This window comes from Trichloromonas sp., from assembly GCF_034006665.1.
Lineage (GTDB): Bacteria > Desulfobacterota > Desulfuromonadia > Desulfuromonadales > Trichloromonadaceae > Trichloromonas.
In genome coordinates this window covers 24,121-38,688 of sequence record NZ_JAVESI010000034.1, presented here as the reverse complement: position 1 = coordinate 38,688, position 14,568 = coordinate 24,121, and the positions used below count along the sequence as shown (strand labels likewise).

Genomic DNA, 14,568 nt, shown 5'->3' with positions numbered 1-14,568 from the left:
CGTTTCATAAAATTCACCCGCCAAGTGAGTTTTCGACGGGCTAGATGGTAGCATAAATAACAAAGAAAATCAATAGCTTATCTGCATTCGCTGAAATTCTTCTGATTGTGATCTTACGGATTCAGGTGGATTTCAGATGAGAACCGCGCCGTCATCGTCGACTTCATCCGGCGCAAACTCAAGGTCGGCGGTGTCCTCTACGTCAGCTACAACACCCAACCCGGTTGGGCTGCCATGGTGCCAATGCGTGATCTGCTTACCGAGCACGCCGAAGTGCTCGGATCAGACGGTGCCGGTATCCTCAGCCGCATTGACAGCGCCCTCTCTTTCGCCGATCAGCTGCTCGCCGCCAACCCGGCCTACGCCCGCGCCAACCCGCAGATCGCTGAACGTATCCAGAAGATCAAGGAACAAAACCGCCACTACGTCGCTCACGAGTATTTCAATCGCGACTGGCAGCCGATGGCCTTCGCCAAAATGGCCCTGTGGCTCGCTCCGGCCAAACTGCAATGGGCCTGTTCCGCCAACTACCTCGACGCCATCGACGCGGTGAACCTCACTGCCGAGCAGCAGAACCTGCTGGCCGGCATTCCCGACCCGATGTTTCGTCAGACCACCCGCGACTTCTGCGTTAACCAGCAATTTCGCAAGGACTACTGGGTCAAGGGCGCCCGTCAGCTCAGCGCCCTGGAGCAGGCCGAAGAACTGCGCAGTCAGCGTGTCATCCTCGTCCAGTCCCGCGCGGAGGTCAACCTCAAGGTCAACGGCAGCCTGGGCGAAGCCACCCTGCAGGAAGCCGTCTACGCACCACTTCTGGACCAACTTGCCGACCACAAAGCCCGATCCCTTGCCCAACTGGAACAGGCCCTACAGCCGAAGGGCATCAGCTTTGCCCAGATCGTCCAAGCGGCGATGGTCCTCAGCGGTGCCGGTGTCCTGCTCGCCGCTCAAGACGAAGCGGCTATTGTTAAAGTAAAAAAGCGCTCTGAACGCCTCAACACTCATCTGATGCTCAAGGCTCGCAGCAGCAACGAACTCAGCTATCTTGCCGGCCCGGTTACCGGCGGCGGTGTGAACGTGCCGCGCTTCCACCAGCTCTTCCTGCTCGCCAGACAGCAAGGGCACAAACAGCCGCAGGAATGGGCCGGTTTCGTGTGGAACATTCTCGCCGTGCAAAATCAACGACTGCTTAAAGAAGGCAAACCCCTGGAAACCCCCGAAGAAAATCTGGCTGAATTGACCACCCAGGCCACCGAGTTTGCCGACAAGCGGTTACCGATTCTCAAGGCGCTGCAGGTGGCCTAGCCTGCGGCATTCATAGAGCGCCAACAGGAAAAAAGGGAAGAGGGGTCGTTGACCGGAAATGACGCCATGAACATCGGTCCGTTACCGGCAGATTGCGGCAACCTATGCGACCCGTGTTGCTTTAACCCCCTCATTTCGAAAAACTTGTCCGACGTCCGATTGAACCTGGTCTCGCAATAATGTCAGCGGAGTGATCCGGTATGGGAGGCTTGGCGTATTCTCCCAATTTCTTAGGGGTTTTGTGTTATAATTTGTATTTAATCCGACGCTATGACGGGAGGTGACGATGACCGTGACTGATGTGCAAAAAACCGAAATCATCCAACTTTTTCTAGGGATGTTCAACGCCTCGCCGGGCAGCTATTTCTATAACGAATCCCTCAATTTCATCGCGACCGGCGCCAGTGTTCGCGAATTGGCCAACGCTCTGGCGCAAACGGACGTTTTTCGGGATTTCATGTACAGCCCGTCCCTTTCCGACAGCGTTTTCTGTACTCGGCTGGTCGATAATCTGGTCGGCGATACCGCTTCGCTGGGCAATAAACAGGCGGCGGTTTCCGCCGGACTCGATCTGCTGGCCGACGGTTCGAGTCGCGCCGACCTGATCTACACTCTTTCCTCCCTGCTCGGTGTCGTTTCGGAAGAGGATGTGAACTGGGGGACGGCTGCCACCCGATTCAACCAGCGCGTCGAGGTTTCCCGTTATTACGCCGTCGACAAGCAAGGTTCCTGCCTTACCTTGGAGGGTTTGCAGGCGGTGACGGCCGAGGTTTCCGCCGACCCAAATTCGGTGAGTCTGCATCGGGCGATTTTCGACGGTGGCGTGGCTTGTGTCGCCGGTGACGAGGCGCTGATCGGCGACTTTTCTGTGGGAAGTCCCGCTCGGGGGCAACTCCAGTTCGCCGGCGACGAGGACTGGTATCGCATCAGCCTTGCCGGCGGCGCGGACTATGCCGCCGAAGTAGGGATCGATTCCGGCGCGGCCGCCATCCGCTTTCATGATGCGGCGGGAAATTTCTTGTTGTCTTACAATCTGTCGGGCAACGGCGACGGTGAGCGCTTGAACTTTCATCTCGATGCCGACGGCGTTTTTTATGTGGTGGCCGATGCCGTCGAGGGGGGGGGGCTGCCTGTCGGGTATGAGCTGAGCGTTACGGCGGTCTCCGCCGATGCCGAATCGCGGGCGCAGGCCTTCAGTCGCGAGGCGGTGGTCGATGTGGTGAATAACGCCGGCTCTCTGGCAGTGAAATCGCTGGCTTCGGGGGATTATTGGTCGAATTCGGCCCTGACTTACAGTTTCAATACCTCAATCCCTTCCGAGTATTATGTCTATGACGGTAGCCGTGACCTGATCAGCGGCTGGCAGCCGCTCAACAGCGCCGAGCGGGCCATCGTCGTCGAGGCCCTCGATTCCATCGCCGAGCTCACGCCTTTGAGCTTCCGCGAAGTTTCCGGAACGTCCGGGGTGTTGCGCTTCAACCTGGTCGATATCGCCGATCCCAACGTGGTCGGATTTGCTTTCTACCCCGGTTCCGACAGCTATGCCGGGGATGTCTTCCTCAGTAACGACTTGCGTGCCGACGGCAATTTCGATCCCGGGGATTCGGGCTATCAGGATGTGTTTCATGAAATCGGTCACGCCTTCGGCCTCAAACATCCCTTTGAATATCCCGATGTTCTGCCGACCGAGCAGGACAACTTCGATCACACGCTCATGTCCTATACCCGGGGCCGCAATGTCGTCCCATACTTCTTTTACGAAGACGGCTATTTCAGGGTGAAGATGGCCTTTCCGGAAGTCACTTCGGCCTATCACACCGATTATTCCCTCTACGACGTTATGGCGTTACAAAGCTTTTATGGGGCCAACACCGAAACACGCACGGGGGATGACGTCTATACCCTCGATTTCTACGATTACGCTTATCTGACCATCTGGGATGCAGGAGGGACGGATACCCTCGACCTTTCGGCGGCGACGGGGTCATCTTATCTCAATCTTTCCGGCGGGCTTTTTTCTTCCGGCGATGTGCGCGATCTCGCCACGCAAGAAGCGTTGACGGTCGAGTGGCTGCATGCAAATCGTGGTTGGGGGTTGGAAGATTGGGTTTCGGATGTTTACGGCGAAAACGGCCATGAGTTTTATACGGGAGAAAACAATATTGCTATTCTGCCTGGGGTTTATATCGAAAATGCTGCAACCGGCGCCGCCGACGACGAGATTGTGGACAACATGGTCGACAATCGGTTATCTTGTGGGGCCGGTGACGATCTGGTTTCCCTGCTTTATGGTGGGTTCGACCAGGTCGATGGGGGAGCGGGCTTCGATACCGTCGAAATCGGCGACAACGCTGCCGAGATCGACATGGTTTCCCGGGCCGATGGCAGCATTCTCCTGCTGGGTACCTATTTTGCCGCATCCCTGACTCAGGTTGAGCAACTCGTGTTTGCGGACGGCACGACCGTTGCTTTGGGAACCTGATCTGCCGTGAGGACACCTATGCCGAACTTCACCCAGGAAAGGATGGACGCCCTGACTGTCAACGACGCCATGATCTCGACTTTTTCTTTTTCTCTGCAGGGCCACCTTGGAGAATACCGGCTGCCGTATGGCCCTTTGACCGCTGCGGAGGTGGCCACCGGCGACGGGCCGGGGTGTCATGCGCTGCGTCATGAAGTGCGGCAGGTCCTGGAATCCGATGACGAGTCTTTTTATTCCCTGGAATTCTGTTTCATGGCCAACGACGGTGGTGAGTCGGACGATGACGCAGATGTCGAGGAGTTGGAAATCACGGTCGATCTTCCCGATACGCTGGATCTTCCCTTGGGTGCGCTCCGTTTTGTCGTGGGGGCGACAGCCATCGCAGCCTCCGATCTCCTCAGCCTGTATGTCGACGACAACCTGCCGGTTAACGGGTATGGGACCCAAAACGACGCAGGGGAATGGGTCAATCTGGCGTATGCGGACGAGGAGAGGGGCATGGTGCGCAATCCGGATCGGATCTGTCTGGATATCCTGTTCGAGGACGGCGGAGAGTTCGATGCCGGCGGTGAGGTCAACGGCATCATCGTCAACGAAGGGATTTCGGGCTACTGCTTCGGCGAGGGATTTTCCGAAACCGGGGAAGGGATTTTGCATCTTTGCCAAGCCCTGTTGCAGGCTGCGTCGGGGCAGGATTTTCTCGTCGATTTCGAGGTGATCGTGGAAGCCGGGGCGAGCCTGGAAGATCTTGCGGCGATGCTGGAGTCGACCGAGATTTTCCAGTGTCGGAACTACGGCTCGGGGCAGCAGATGAGCGACGCTCTTGTCGACGGGGATTTCCTGCGGCCCCGGGAGCTGTGCCTAACCGGAGTGCCGCCAGAGGTCGTGGGCGAAGGGGCCTGATCTTCCGAAATACTCATGATTCAGAGGCTCTCATCCGGTTTCCGATAGTCGTTCCGGGTGAGAGTTTCGTTTTTACTTCGATCTTTGGGCCGTGACGCCATGTTTGTAGCCAAAAAACTGACGATTGTGTATCATGCCGCGCAGGATCGCTTGCGAATGGCCGTAGAGGATGAGAACGGCAAGCGATTGGCGCTCTGGCTCACCGCTCGGCTGACCCGGCGGCTGGCAGAGCATCTCTTGGGACAGGTCGCTTCACTCCCTCACCAGGAACAGCCGCAAGCATCGCGTTCACGCCTTGAGCAACCGGTTTCACAAGGGGTCTTGCAGACCTGGGAACAGGATCTAGCCCTTCGGAAAAAGGCAGCTTCGAGTACCGTGACCGTCGGACGGGAAACACCTCAGGCTTTGGTCGAGTCGGTGAATGTGCGGTTCCATCCCCAAGGGGTGACTCTGATCTTCCTATGGGCTGATAGCGGTGGGCGGATGCGGTTTTCGATGAGTCTGACGGAGTTGCGCCAATGGCTCAATCTGGTTTTCCGGCAAACCTGCCAAGCAGACTGGCCCCTCGATTACTGGCCGGACTGGATGCGGCAGTCGGTCGATTTCAGCTGGGCCGAAGCAACGGGAGGTACACTGGATAAAATGACGTTAAATTGATCGCTTATTCCACTTCTTTCCAAGAAAAAATAAGGAGTTCATGAATGGCCAATATTGTTCCTATTTCGGTTGAAACCCATGCCGGGAAAAAAATCCAGCCGCTGACCTCATATGCTTTCGCGAAAAAGATCAATAGCGCCCCAGTTGTTGCTTCGGAAATCGCCATCGCTTCCCGTCACTTTCCTTTAGCTTTTATCGAACAGAACGGAGAGGTCGGTCTTTTTGCGTTGTTTGGGCTGCTGAATCAGCAGAATCTTTTCGTGGATGCCAACGGTCGCTGGCTGGCAGATTACGTTCCGGCGATATTGAGGCGCTATCCCTTTATTTTTGCCAAGGCACGGGATCGCGAGGACTACATCCTTTGTGTCGATGAAGACAGCGGGCTGATTTCCGAGAAGAAGGGAGCCCCGCTTTTCGAAGACAATGGCGAAGCGTCCGAAACCCTCAAAAAGGCATTGGCTTTCGTTACCGAATATCAACGGGCCGCCAATTCCAGCATGGCATTTAGTGCCGAGGTGAAGCGGTTGTCCCTTCTGCAGCCTCTGAATATCGAACTGAAAATCAGTGAGGACAAGAAACAAAAAATTGAAGGGTTGCAGCGGATCGACGAAAAACGGTTGAATGCTTTAAGTGAGGAAGATTTTTTGGCCCTGCGTACCAAAGGCTTTTTGCCGTTGATCTATGCCCATCTCTTCTCCCTTAATGCTTTGGGGGATTTGGGGCGGCGCCTGGGTAAGCCCGCGCCGAAAGTCTCGAAATCCTCGCACAAAAAAGATGAACTGTCCTTGCCGGATACTTTCAAATTCTAGCACCGGGGTTGACCCTGCCCCCCCAGTCCCCCTTGGTCGCGGCGGTCAAGGGGGATTTTTATTGAAGAAATAACGGTTTAGCAGAGGGGATGTTTTTTTCGGATGCCTTGCTGTTGTGTGATTATTGTCAATTACAACTCCTGGGAGGTGCTTCGGCGCTGTCTGGATCACCTGGGAAAGCAGACCTGGCGAAATTTTCAGGTGGTCGTGATCGATAACGCGAGTACACTGCCTCTTCCCGAAAATTTTGCGACCCGTTATCCCTGGATTTCGCTCGTTCAGAGTTCTATCAATCTGGGTTTCGCGGGGGGAAATAATCGGGCGCTGAGGGCGTTGACTTCCTGCGAATGGATAGCGCTACTCAACCCCGATGCTTTTCCCGAGCCGGATTGGCTGGAGCAACTGGTTGAAACGGCGCAAGCCCATCCGGATTTCGTGATGTTCGGCAGCAGGCAGGTAATCGCCGGGGTTCCTCATCTTCTGGATGGAGAGGGGGATGTGTATCATATCAGTGGGTTGGTGTGGCGTTCGGGGCATGGCCGCCCGGTTTCCGAGGGGGCGCGAGAGCCTCGGGAAATTTTTTCCCCTTGCGCGGCGGCGGCCTTGTATCGCGCCGACGCCTTTCTTCGTGTGGGTGGTTTCGACGAGGATTTTTTCTGCTATGTCGAGGATGTGGATCTCGGTTTTCGTTTGCGATTGTTAGGTTACAAGGCCCTGCTCGTCCCTTCCTCCGTGGTTCATCACGTCGGTTCGGCGACGACGGGGGGCGGCCAAAGCGACTTCGCCCTGTACCATGGGCATCGCAATCTGATCTGGACTTATGTGAAAAATATGCCGGGGGTGCTGTTCTGGTCTTGTTTGCCCCTGCATCTGCTTCTTAATCTTGTCACCTTGGCGATTTTTGCCTGGCGGGGCAAAGGGCCGACGGTTTTCCGGGCGAAACGCGATGCCTTGCGCGGTTTGCCGAAAATGTGGGAGAAACGGCGGCTGATTCAGCGGGATCGGGTTGTTTCCACTCGTCACATCTGGCGGGCCTTGGATAAGGGATGGGGAAGACAATGACGGTCAATGGCGCGTCCGAAGAGAAGATTTCTTTTCCGAACCCTGTTTCGGCTGTAATTATCAATTATAATGCCGGGGACTTTTTGCGCGAATGTCTGCAATCAACTCTTGAGCAGGCCGCTGAAGTTATCGTCGTTGATAATGCGTCTGAAGACGGCAGCATCGAGCGCATACAGAGGCTGTTTGCATCCGAATCTCGAATCAAAATTATACGTAATCCCGCCAATCTCGGCTTCTCCGCCGCCTGTAATATCGGGCTCCGTCATGCTCAAGAAGACCACATTTTTTTTCTCAACCCCGATTGTCATCTGTCGTCCGGCTGCGTCTCCCGACTTTTAGAGGTTCTGCAATCCGATCCGTCCGTGGGAATGGTCGGCGGTTTGCTGGTCAATCCCGATGGCAGCGCGCAGGCCGGCGGACGACGGGCCATCCCGACGCCCTGGCGCTCGTTTGTTGCGGCTTTCGGTTTGACCCGCTTCGCCAACCGTTGGCCCCAATGGTTCGAGGATTTCAACCTGCACCGGCAACCCCTTCCCGCCGGCCCGATCGAGGTGGAAGCCATCAGCGGCGCTTGCATGCTGGTTCGGCGTGCGGCGATTGCCGACGTGGGTGAATGGGATGAGGGCTATTTCCTGCATTGTGAGGATCTGGACTGGTGTTTGCGTTTCCGCCGCAACGGCTGGAATATCCTGTTCGTTCCCGATGCCCCGGTCGTTCATGCCCATGGCGCCTGTAGCCGCAGTCGACCGATCTTTGTCGAATGGCACAAACACAAGGGGATGCTCCGTTTTTATCGCAAGTTCTTTCGTGATGACTATCCCTCGGGGCTGATGGGTCTGATCATTGTCGGGGTGTGGTTGCGCTTTGTTCTGGTTGCCGCAAGGCATGGTGTTCGCCGGGGATTTCGTCGTGTCGGGGGGGAGCGTGGATAAGTCCGTGCCGGTCGGAGTATTGGGGGCGAGTAGCCTGGTCGGGGGCTATGTCCTTGACTTGTTGCTAAAGGGCGGTCGCCGCCCCGTTGCTTTCTCGCGCCAGGCCGGTGTTGGATCCGCATTGGGCGGCGTCGACTGGCGACGCCTTGATCCGGGGTTGCCCGCGACTTCGATTGCCGAGTGGATCTGCGTTGCTCCGGTCTGGGTTTTGCCGGAGCATTTCTCTTTTCTTGAAGCCCACGGTGTCCGTCGGATCGTCGCGCTCTCCTCGACCAGCCTCTTCTCCAAGAAGCAGTCCGCGGATCCCCGGGAAACGGCCGTTGCCGCTCGTCTGGCGGAAGGGGAGCGCGCGTTGCGTGAATGGGCCGAAAGCCGGGGCATCGAGTGGGTCATTCTGCGCCCGACGCTGATCTATGGCCGCGGCCGCGACAAGAATATCGCCGAGATTGCCCGCTTTGTCCGGCGCTTCGGTTTTTTCCCTCTCTTCGGCGCGGCCCGGGGCCTGCGTCAGCCGATTCATGGAGAGAATGTCGCGGAGGCCTGCCTCTTGGCTCTGAATGCTTCCGCTGTGTCGAATCGGGCCTACAACATCTCCGGCGGCGAGACCTTGTCCTATCGGGATATGGTCACCCGGGTTTTCCACGCCCTCGGTCATCGTCCCCGCCTTCTTTCCGTTCCCCTCTTCGCCTTCGATCTGGGAGTCGCTTTCCTCCGTCTCTTCCCGCGTTTCCGTCATTGGTCCCCGGCCATGGCGCGACGGATGAATGAGGATCTGGTTTTCGACCATGACCCGGCGACCAGTGAATTTGGTTTTTCGCCGCGATCGTTTATCCTCAAGCCGCAAGATGTGGCGTTTATAGGAAAAGAGTGGCCTATGGTGTTTGTTCTTACCCGCTTCTTTGATATTCTCTTCGCGCTATTCGGGCTGATCGTCGGATTTCCTTTGTTGTTGACGGTTGCCTTGCTCGGCTTTTTCGATACCGGTTCCCCCATCTTTTTTCAGGAGCGTGTCGGGCGTCGTCAGGGGCCCTTTATTCTGGTAAAATTCCGTACGATGTGTCCTGGTACGGCGTCGGTGGCTACCCATCTGGCCGGCGCTTCGGCCGTTACCCCTGTGGGGCGTTTTCTGCGCCGAACCAAGCTCGATGAGTTGCCTCAACTCTGGAATGTTCTTAAGGGGGAAATGAGTTTCGTTGGCCCGCGCCCCTGTCTCTACAACCAGCAGGAGTTGATCGATGAACGGGAAAAGCGGGGAGTCTATGCGGTAAGACCGGGGATTACCGGTTTGGCGCAGATCCGCGGCATTGACATGTCGACTCCCGAGTTGCTGGCCGAAACCGACGCCCGGATGATTGCGGAATTTACTTTGGGAAAATATTTTACATATATTTTGCGGACGGTTTTCGGAGAAGGTTCTGGTGACCGGATCCGTGGTTGAGTGCGATTTTTGCTGTACTGAATTTTTTGTGCCAGAGGAAGATGGTAACTATGGATCGGTTTTTATATAGAAGCAGAATCGTTCTGATTATCATTTTGCAGTTGGCGATTGTTGTCTGCTCTTTCTGGGTATCGCTTGCTTTGCGTTTTGATTTCCGGATTCCAGAGCCGTATCTTTCTCGTTTTTTTACATTGCTTCCGGCGCTCCTTCTGATCAAACTTGGGGTTTTTTGGTTTTATGACCTCTTTCGCGGCTGGTGGCGATATGTCTCCATGTCCGATTTGATGGTGATTGTCAAGGCGAACATCATCGCTTCGCTCTTCTTTCTTCTTTATGCATTCCTTCTTTTCCGGGGCGGGGATATCCCGCGATCTGTCCTTGTTCTCGACTGGATTTTCTGTTTCATGTTTATGGGTGGGGTGCGGTTCGTCACTCGGGCTTTTCGCGAACACTACCTGCCCATGCCTTCTCGCAATCGACTGCCACGTAAGCGCATCCTCGTCGTTGGTGCCGGGGATGCGGGGCAGATGATCGCTCGTGAAATCCGGACGAACCCTGCCTTGCACCTGGAAATGGTCGGTTTTGTCGATGACGATTCGCATAAGCGAAAACAGAAATTTCAGGGCTTTCCAGTTCTTGGAAAGATAAAACGGGTGGGGCGCATCTGTCAGGAAAAAGGGGTTGATGAAATCGTTATCGCTATCCCGTCGGCTTCCGGTGGTGAACTGCGCCGGATTGTCCAACTCTGTCGCGACACCGGAGTCATTTGCAAGACTCTGCCGAGTGTGGGTCAGATGATTCATGGTCAGGTCAGCATTCAACAGGTCAAGGATGTGGAACTTGAAGACCTGCTCGGTCGAGAACCAGTACGTCTCGACTGGGCCAGAATCGCTCATTACCTTCAGGGCAAGCGGGTACTGGTGACCGGGGCCGGAGGGTCGATCGGAGGCGAAATATCCCGTCAGATTGCCAGGTTCCAACCCAAAAAACTGGTTCTGTTTGAAAACGCGGAAACGCCTCTGTTTTTTATCGAAAGTGAGTTGCGCGCGGCTTTCCCGACGGTTCCGATTGTGCCGATCATCGGCGATATCCGTTTCAAGGCTCGGGTCGAGGCGATCTTCGATGAATTCCTCCCCGAGGTGGTCTTTCATGCGGCGGCCTACAAGCATGTACCGATGATGGAGTGCAACCCTGCTGAAGCGGCCAACAACAATGTGCGCGGCACCCGGATTCTCGCCGATGTCGCCCATCGTTTCGGGGTCGAGCGCTTTGTCATGATTTCCACGGACAAGGCCGTCAATCCCACCAACGTCATGGGGGCCAGCAAAAGGGCGGCGGAGCTCTACGTTCAGGCCCTGGCGAAGCGCAGCCGAACAAATTTCGTGACGGTACGCTTCGGCAACGTTCTGGGCAGCAACGGGAGCGTTATCCCCATCTTCAAGGAGCAGATCGCCAAGGGCGGACCGGTGACGGTGACCCATCCCGAAGTGACCCGTTTTTTCATGACCATTCCCGAGGCGAGCCAACTGGTGCTGCAGGCCGGGTCCATGGGTAAGGGCGGAGAAATTTTCCTCCTCGACATGGGCGAACCGGTGAAGATCGTCAAACTGGCCGAGGAGCTGATCCAGCTTTCCGGCTATCGCCCCTATGAGGATATCGAAATCACCTTCACCGGCTTGCGTCCCGGCGAGAAGCTTTACGAGGAGTTGCTGCTGGACGGGGAGGGGGTGCAGCCGACCTGTCATGAAAAAATCATGGTGGCCAAGGCGGCTGAGTGCGATGAGGCGGTATTGCTTCGCCAGATCGAAGAACTTTATCAATTGGCGCGCGCCATGGACCTCGACGGGGTCGTTGCCAAGTTGCAAGAGATGGTGCCCGAATTCAAGCCGGCGAATTCGGCGCACGGGAAAGCGAAGCCTAATTTGATTCTAATAAAGAGGGGTGGTGAGGGGGCCTGAAGGCGGCGAGGGAGGGTCTGAGGATGATTTTGCGAGGGGCGATCGGTTGGATCGCCCCTTTTGGGTCTTTACAGATGGATCTGAAACAGGGTTCGGTCCGGCTGTTTTTCGATGGTGATGATCTGTCCTTCGTGGGGGCGCAGGGGCTTGTCGAGGGGTTTGTTTCTGTCGCCGCAGGCGATGGTGCGGTTGCCGACGCGCATGGCGGCGACGTGGATGGCGTTGGTTTCTGCCCGCAGGTCGTAGGCTTCGATGATTTCCACCCAGGCGCCGATCCCCAGATGGCGATGGGCGCTGTTGGGAACTTCATAATGCATATTCGCTCCTCCTCGTCAGCGGATACCGTATACGTTTTTTTATAACCGTTTGGCGAAGTGGGAACAATGCTTAAAATAAATATACTCTAATCCTTATTGCGCGTGAGATTCATTGGGCATCCGGTCGACCGGGGAGGGTGGTCAGGAAGAGGTAGAGGAGCGGCGGCAGGCTCAGGGCAAAGGCGGCGCCCAAGAGCAGGAAGGTGGGATGCAGCCCGAGGGTGTCGGCACCGAGGCCGACCAAGGGGCCGCCGAGGACGAAGCAGAGCCGGAAGAGGAGGGATTTCAGCGAGAGAATACTCGCTCGGTTGTTCCTGCGGCTGGCTTGTTGCAGATGATGGCGCAGCCGCGGCCCCTGCAGGCCGCGCATGGCGGTGATCAGGAAGTAGAAGACGAACCCCCACCAGACCTCGAACCAGCCGAGCCCGGCATAACCCGCCACGACCAGCAGCAGGAAGACGATGGAGAGCCCCCGTTCCCCCAAGAGAAAAAAGGCTCGCTGGCTGAGCAGCGAGGTCAGGGCCACGGTAAGATTGGCCAGCGCCCAGATCGGCCCGAACCAGGCGAGGGGCACACCGTTTTGCTGCATGGTCGGCTGGATCAGCCAGACCGGGAAAAAAGAGGCGAGGCCGAGGAGGGTGGAGAGGAGGATCGTATAGCGCAGATGGCGGTTGTCGAGAAGCGCCTCGCGGCCGATCTGCACCGCTTCGGTCAGGTGGGAATGGGGCAGGGGCGCGTGTTCGACGGGTGTCTCCTTGAGGGAACGGCTGATGAGCAGGGCCAGCAGCCAGACGCCGATCTGGGCGAAAAAGGGGAGCAGGGGGGCCGCGGCGTACATGAGCCCGGCGCCGAGGGCGCCGCAGGCTTCACCGAGTTGGGCGGCGCCGGTCATGCGCCCGTCGTGGCGAGCATAGTGCTCTTCCTGTCCCGCTTGCTTCAGGGTTTCGAAGAGCAGGGCGCTGTCGGAACCGCTGATGAAGGCGAAGGAGACGCCGAGGAGCATTTCGGCGATGAGCACCCCGGCGAAGCTGTCGGCCTGGGTGTAGACCCCCCAGCCAATGACGCCGAGCAGCGAGGCGAGATGGAGGGAAAAGCGGTAGCCGAGGCGGTCGCTGACATATCCCGAAGGATATTCCATGAGCAGCGTCGCCACCGAGAAGAGCCCCTGCAAGAGCAGAATCTCGGTGAGAGAGAGGCCGATGTGATCCTTCCAGAAGAGAGTGATGACCGCCATGGGAAAGAGGGTCATCTTGAGGAAGGAAAAGGTGTAGAGCTTGCCGATATTGCTCAAGATGGTGCGTCGGGGGAAAGCTCAGTCCTGCCAGTAGATGCAGGCCGCCGGACAACTGTCCATGGCCAGTTCGATCTTGCTTTCCGGGGCTCCGGTGGGATTGTAGACGACTGATTTGTGCGCGCCGTGGTCATGATCGTGGCCCTCTTCGCCTTCCATGCGGAAGACTTCCGGGCAGAGATGAACGCAGACTTCGCAGCCGATGCAGCATTCCTGATCGACGACGGGGATTCGGGACATGGATGGGACCTCCTGGTGAATTTGGAGCGCATGCTAGCAGCTTTGTCCGGTCTTGTCAGCCGGAAACAAGGCGCAATTCATGACTCGACTTCATCCATTTCGCCGGGTAAACTTTCCTTTTCGCCAATCAAGTTGAAAAAAGTCTGTCGATGACCACGGGACACGGAGATCACGGATTGATGCCAGATCCTGAGGCTCTGCTTTTTCTCCGTGGTGTGAAGCTTTTCGGAAAAGTGGATTTCAAGGGAGGGTTGTGTATGAAATATCTTGGCTGGTTTGGCTTGTGGCTGTTGTCGGTTTTGGTCGGCGGCGGTGCGGTTGCCAGTGCCGCGGAGCCGGTGGAGACGGCGCCGAAGATGTCCATCGATGCCTGGGTGGGGAAAGAACTGGTCTACGATATCGCTTTTCTCTGGTTCGACCGCCTTGCCGAAGGGCAACTTGCGGTCTCCCCGGGGCCCCGTCCCGGTACCTACCGGGCGCTGCTCGAAGCTCGCACGCTGGGGGTGGCGGCCTGGTTGACTTCCGACCGGGTGCAGCGCTACGAGGCGCTGATGGAGATCTCTCCCGACGGCTACTTGCGCCCCTTGTCCTACGAGTCCCGCATTATCAAGGGACCGAAAGACAAACGCAAGGATCGCGGCAAACGCTATCTTTACGATCACGAAAAGGGGCAGGTGAGTTATACCCGCACCCGTAACGGCACACCTGGCGAGGCGACCGTGCTGCCCATTGCCGGTACCCCTCCGGCCGATATCCTCACCGCCTTTTTCAATTTCCAGTCCGGGGTTTACGGGCCATTGACCCCCGGGAAAACCTATCGCATTCTCGCCCTGGCTAAAAAGGGAGTCGGCTGGATTGAGGCGGAAGTGCTGCCTGAGGAGAAGTGGCCGGAGAAAGAGTTCTTTTCCAAAACCGCCACCCTGGTCAAGGTTCGCGTCGATCCCGAGGTCTTTGAAACGAAGGACGGCATTCTCTACATCGGCTTCGACCGTGCCCTGCGCCCGGAGCGCGGTATCGTCGAGAATGTGATCGGCATGGGAACGGTCTACGGCAGCGAAGGACCGCCTTCGGAAGCGACGACAACGGTCCGCTGAACCCTTCTCCTTGACAAAAGGGGGGCAGGGAGCGCCTCGATAAGTCCATGCCCACATTCCCCCCTTTTCAAGGGGGGAGG

At 57.0% G+C, this 14,568-nt stretch carries 13 protein-coding genes and 1 pseudogene; 11 read left to right on the top strand and 3 right to left on the bottom strand.

The genetic code is table 11. From position 1 onward, the window contains the following. Positions 1 to 234 precede the first annotated feature (234 nt). The 10 genes and pseudogenes from RBR25_RS12795 to RBR25_RS12750 all read left to right on the top strand — a co-directional run bounded on the left by RBR25_RS12795 (position 235) and on the right by RBR25_RS12750 (position 11,546). Positions 235 to 1,305, top strand: coding sequence for a methyltransferase regulatory domain-containing protein (locus RBR25_RS12795; protein WP_432819942.1), 1,071 nt, complete (start codon positions 235 to 237; stop codon positions 1,303 to 1,305). A gap of 286 nt (positions 1,306 to 1,591) precedes the next feature. Beyond that, the gene (locus RBR25_RS12790) at positions 1,592 to 3,787 is read left to right on the top strand and encodes a M10 family metallopeptidase (RefSeq protein ID WP_432819941.1); all 2,196 of its coding nucleotides are present in this window, start codon (positions 1,592 to 1,594) and stop codon (positions 3,785 to 3,787) included. Positions 3,788 to 3,805: 18 nt separating this feature from the next. Continuing rightward, positions 3,806 to 4,690 (top strand): choice-of-anchor U domain-containing protein, encoded by an 885-nt coding sequence (locus tag RBR25_RS12785; RefSeq protein ID WP_432819940.1) that lies wholly within the window; start codon positions 3,806 to 3,808, stop codon positions 4,688 to 4,690. A 156-nt stretch (positions 4,691 to 4,846) separates the two neighbouring features. Then, positions 4,847 to 5,347 carry a hypothetical protein gene (locus RBR25_RS12780; RefSeq protein WP_432819939.1) on the top strand — a complete coding sequence of 167 codons (501 nt, stop codon included), beginning with the start codon at positions 4,847 to 4,849 and terminating at the stop codon, positions 5,345 to 5,347. Positions 5,348 to 5,391: 44 nt separating this feature from the next. After that, complete coding sequence (locus RBR25_RS12775; protein ID WP_432819938.1) at positions 5,392 to 6,156, top strand: SapC family protein; 765 nt, start codon at positions 5,392 to 5,394, stop codon at positions 6,154 to 6,156. A gap of 117 nt (positions 6,157 to 6,273) precedes the next feature. Further along, positions 6,274 to 7,218 (top strand): glycosyltransferase family 2 protein, encoded by a 945-nt coding sequence (locus tag RBR25_RS12770; RefSeq protein WP_432819937.1) that lies wholly within the window; start codon positions 6,274 to 6,276, stop codon positions 7,216 to 7,218. Then, positions 7,215 to 8,150: a glycosyltransferase family 2 protein gene (locus RBR25_RS12765; protein WP_432819936.1), complete on the top strand. Its 936-nt coding sequence runs from the start codon at positions 7,215 to 7,217 to the stop codon at positions 8,148 to 8,150. Before RBR25_RS12770 ends, RBR25_RS12765 begins: the two co-directional genes overlap by 4 nt. Further along, the gene (locus RBR25_RS12760) at positions 8,143 to 9,588 is read left to right on the top strand and encodes a sugar transferase (protein ID WP_432819935.1); all 1,446 of its coding nucleotides are present in this window, start codon (positions 8,143 to 8,145) and stop codon (positions 9,586 to 9,588) included. The genes RBR25_RS12765 and RBR25_RS12760 overlap by 8 nt, the downstream gene beginning before the upstream one ends. 41 nt (positions 9,589 to 9,629) lie before the next feature. Beyond that, a pseudogene (locus RBR25_RS12755) lies at positions 9,630 to 10,292 on the top strand (nucleoside-diphosphate sugar epimerase/dehydratase); the annotation flags it as partial. A 90-nt stretch (positions 10,293 to 10,382) separates the two neighbouring features. Continuing rightward, on the top strand, positions 10,383 to 11,546 hold the full coding sequence (locus RBR25_RS12750) for a UDP-N-acetylglucosamine 4,6-dehydratase family protein (protein WP_432819944.1): 1,164 nt from the start codon (positions 10,383 to 10,385) through the stop codon (positions 11,544 to 11,546). A gap of 68 nt (positions 11,547 to 11,614) precedes the next feature. Here RBR25_RS12750 and RBR25_RS12745 read toward each other — a convergent pair whose 3' ends face one another. From RBR25_RS12745 to RBR25_RS12735, 3 genes are all read right to left on the bottom strand, one after another. After that, positions 11,615 to 11,863, bottom strand: coding sequence for a hypothetical protein (locus tag RBR25_RS12745; RefSeq protein ID WP_432819934.1), 249 nt, complete (start codon positions 11,861 to 11,863; stop codon positions 11,615 to 11,617). Between the two features lie 109 nt (positions 11,864 to 11,972). Next, on the bottom strand, positions 11,973 to 13,154 hold the full coding sequence (locus RBR25_RS12740) for an MFS transporter (protein ID WP_432819933.1): 1,182 nt from the start codon (positions 13,152 to 13,154) through the stop codon (positions 11,973 to 11,975). Positions 13,155 to 13,175: 21 nt separating this feature from the next. Then, entirely contained in the window at positions 13,176 to 13,394 is a 219-nt protein-coding gene (locus tag RBR25_RS12735) for a ferredoxin (protein WP_432819932.1), read from the bottom strand. 257 nt (positions 13,395 to 13,651) lie between these two features. On the opposite strand from RBR25_RS12735, the gene RBR25_RS12730 reads away from it, so the two are divergent. Further along, entirely contained in the window at positions 13,652 to 14,488 is an 837-nt protein-coding gene (locus RBR25_RS12730) for a DUF3108 domain-containing protein (RefSeq protein ID WP_432819931.1), read from the top strand. Positions 14,489 to 14,568 lie beyond the last annotated feature (80 nt).

What these genes read in the sequence shown, in the direction of transcription:
- RBR25_RS12795 (WP_432819942.1), top strand. Translation starts at nt 235, where the DNA reads ATGGTGCCAATGCGTGATCTGCTTACCGAGCACGCCGAAGTGCTCGGA.
- RBR25_RS12790 (WP_432819941.1), top strand. Translation starts at nt 1,592, where the DNA reads ATGACCGTGACTGATGTGCAAAAAACCGAAATCATCCAACTTTTTCTA.
- RBR25_RS12785 (WP_432819940.1), top strand. Translation starts at nt 3,806, where the DNA reads ATGCCGAACTTCACCCAGGAAAGGATGGACGCCCTGACTGTCAACGAC.
- RBR25_RS12780 (WP_432819939.1), top strand. Translation starts at nt 4,847, where the DNA reads ATGGCCGTAGAGGATGAGAACGGCAAGCGATTGGCGCTCTGGCTCACC.
- RBR25_RS12775 (WP_432819938.1), top strand. Translation starts at nt 5,392, where the DNA reads ATGGCCAATATTGTTCCTATTTCGGTTGAAACCCATGCCGGGAAAAAA.
- RBR25_RS12765 (WP_432819936.1), top strand. Translation starts at nt 7,215, where the DNA reads ATGACGGTCAATGGCGCGTCCGAAGAGAAGATTTCTTTTCCGAACCCT.
- RBR25_RS12750 (WP_432819944.1), top strand. Translation starts at nt 10,383, where the DNA reads ATGATTCATGGTCAGGTCAGCATTCAACAGGTCAAGGATGTGGAACTT.
- RBR25_RS12745 (WP_432819934.1), bottom strand. Translation starts at nt 11,863, where the DNA reads ATGCATTATGAAGTTCCCAACAGCGCCCATCGCCATCTGGGGATCGGC.
- RBR25_RS12735 (WP_432819932.1), bottom strand. Translation starts at nt 13,394, where the DNA reads ATGTCCCGAATCCCCGTCGTCGATCAGGAATGCTGCATCGGCTGCGAA.
- RBR25_RS12730 (WP_432819931.1), top strand. Translation starts at nt 13,652, where the DNA reads ATGAAATATCTTGGCTGGTTTGGCTTGTGGCTGTTGTCGGTTTTGGTC.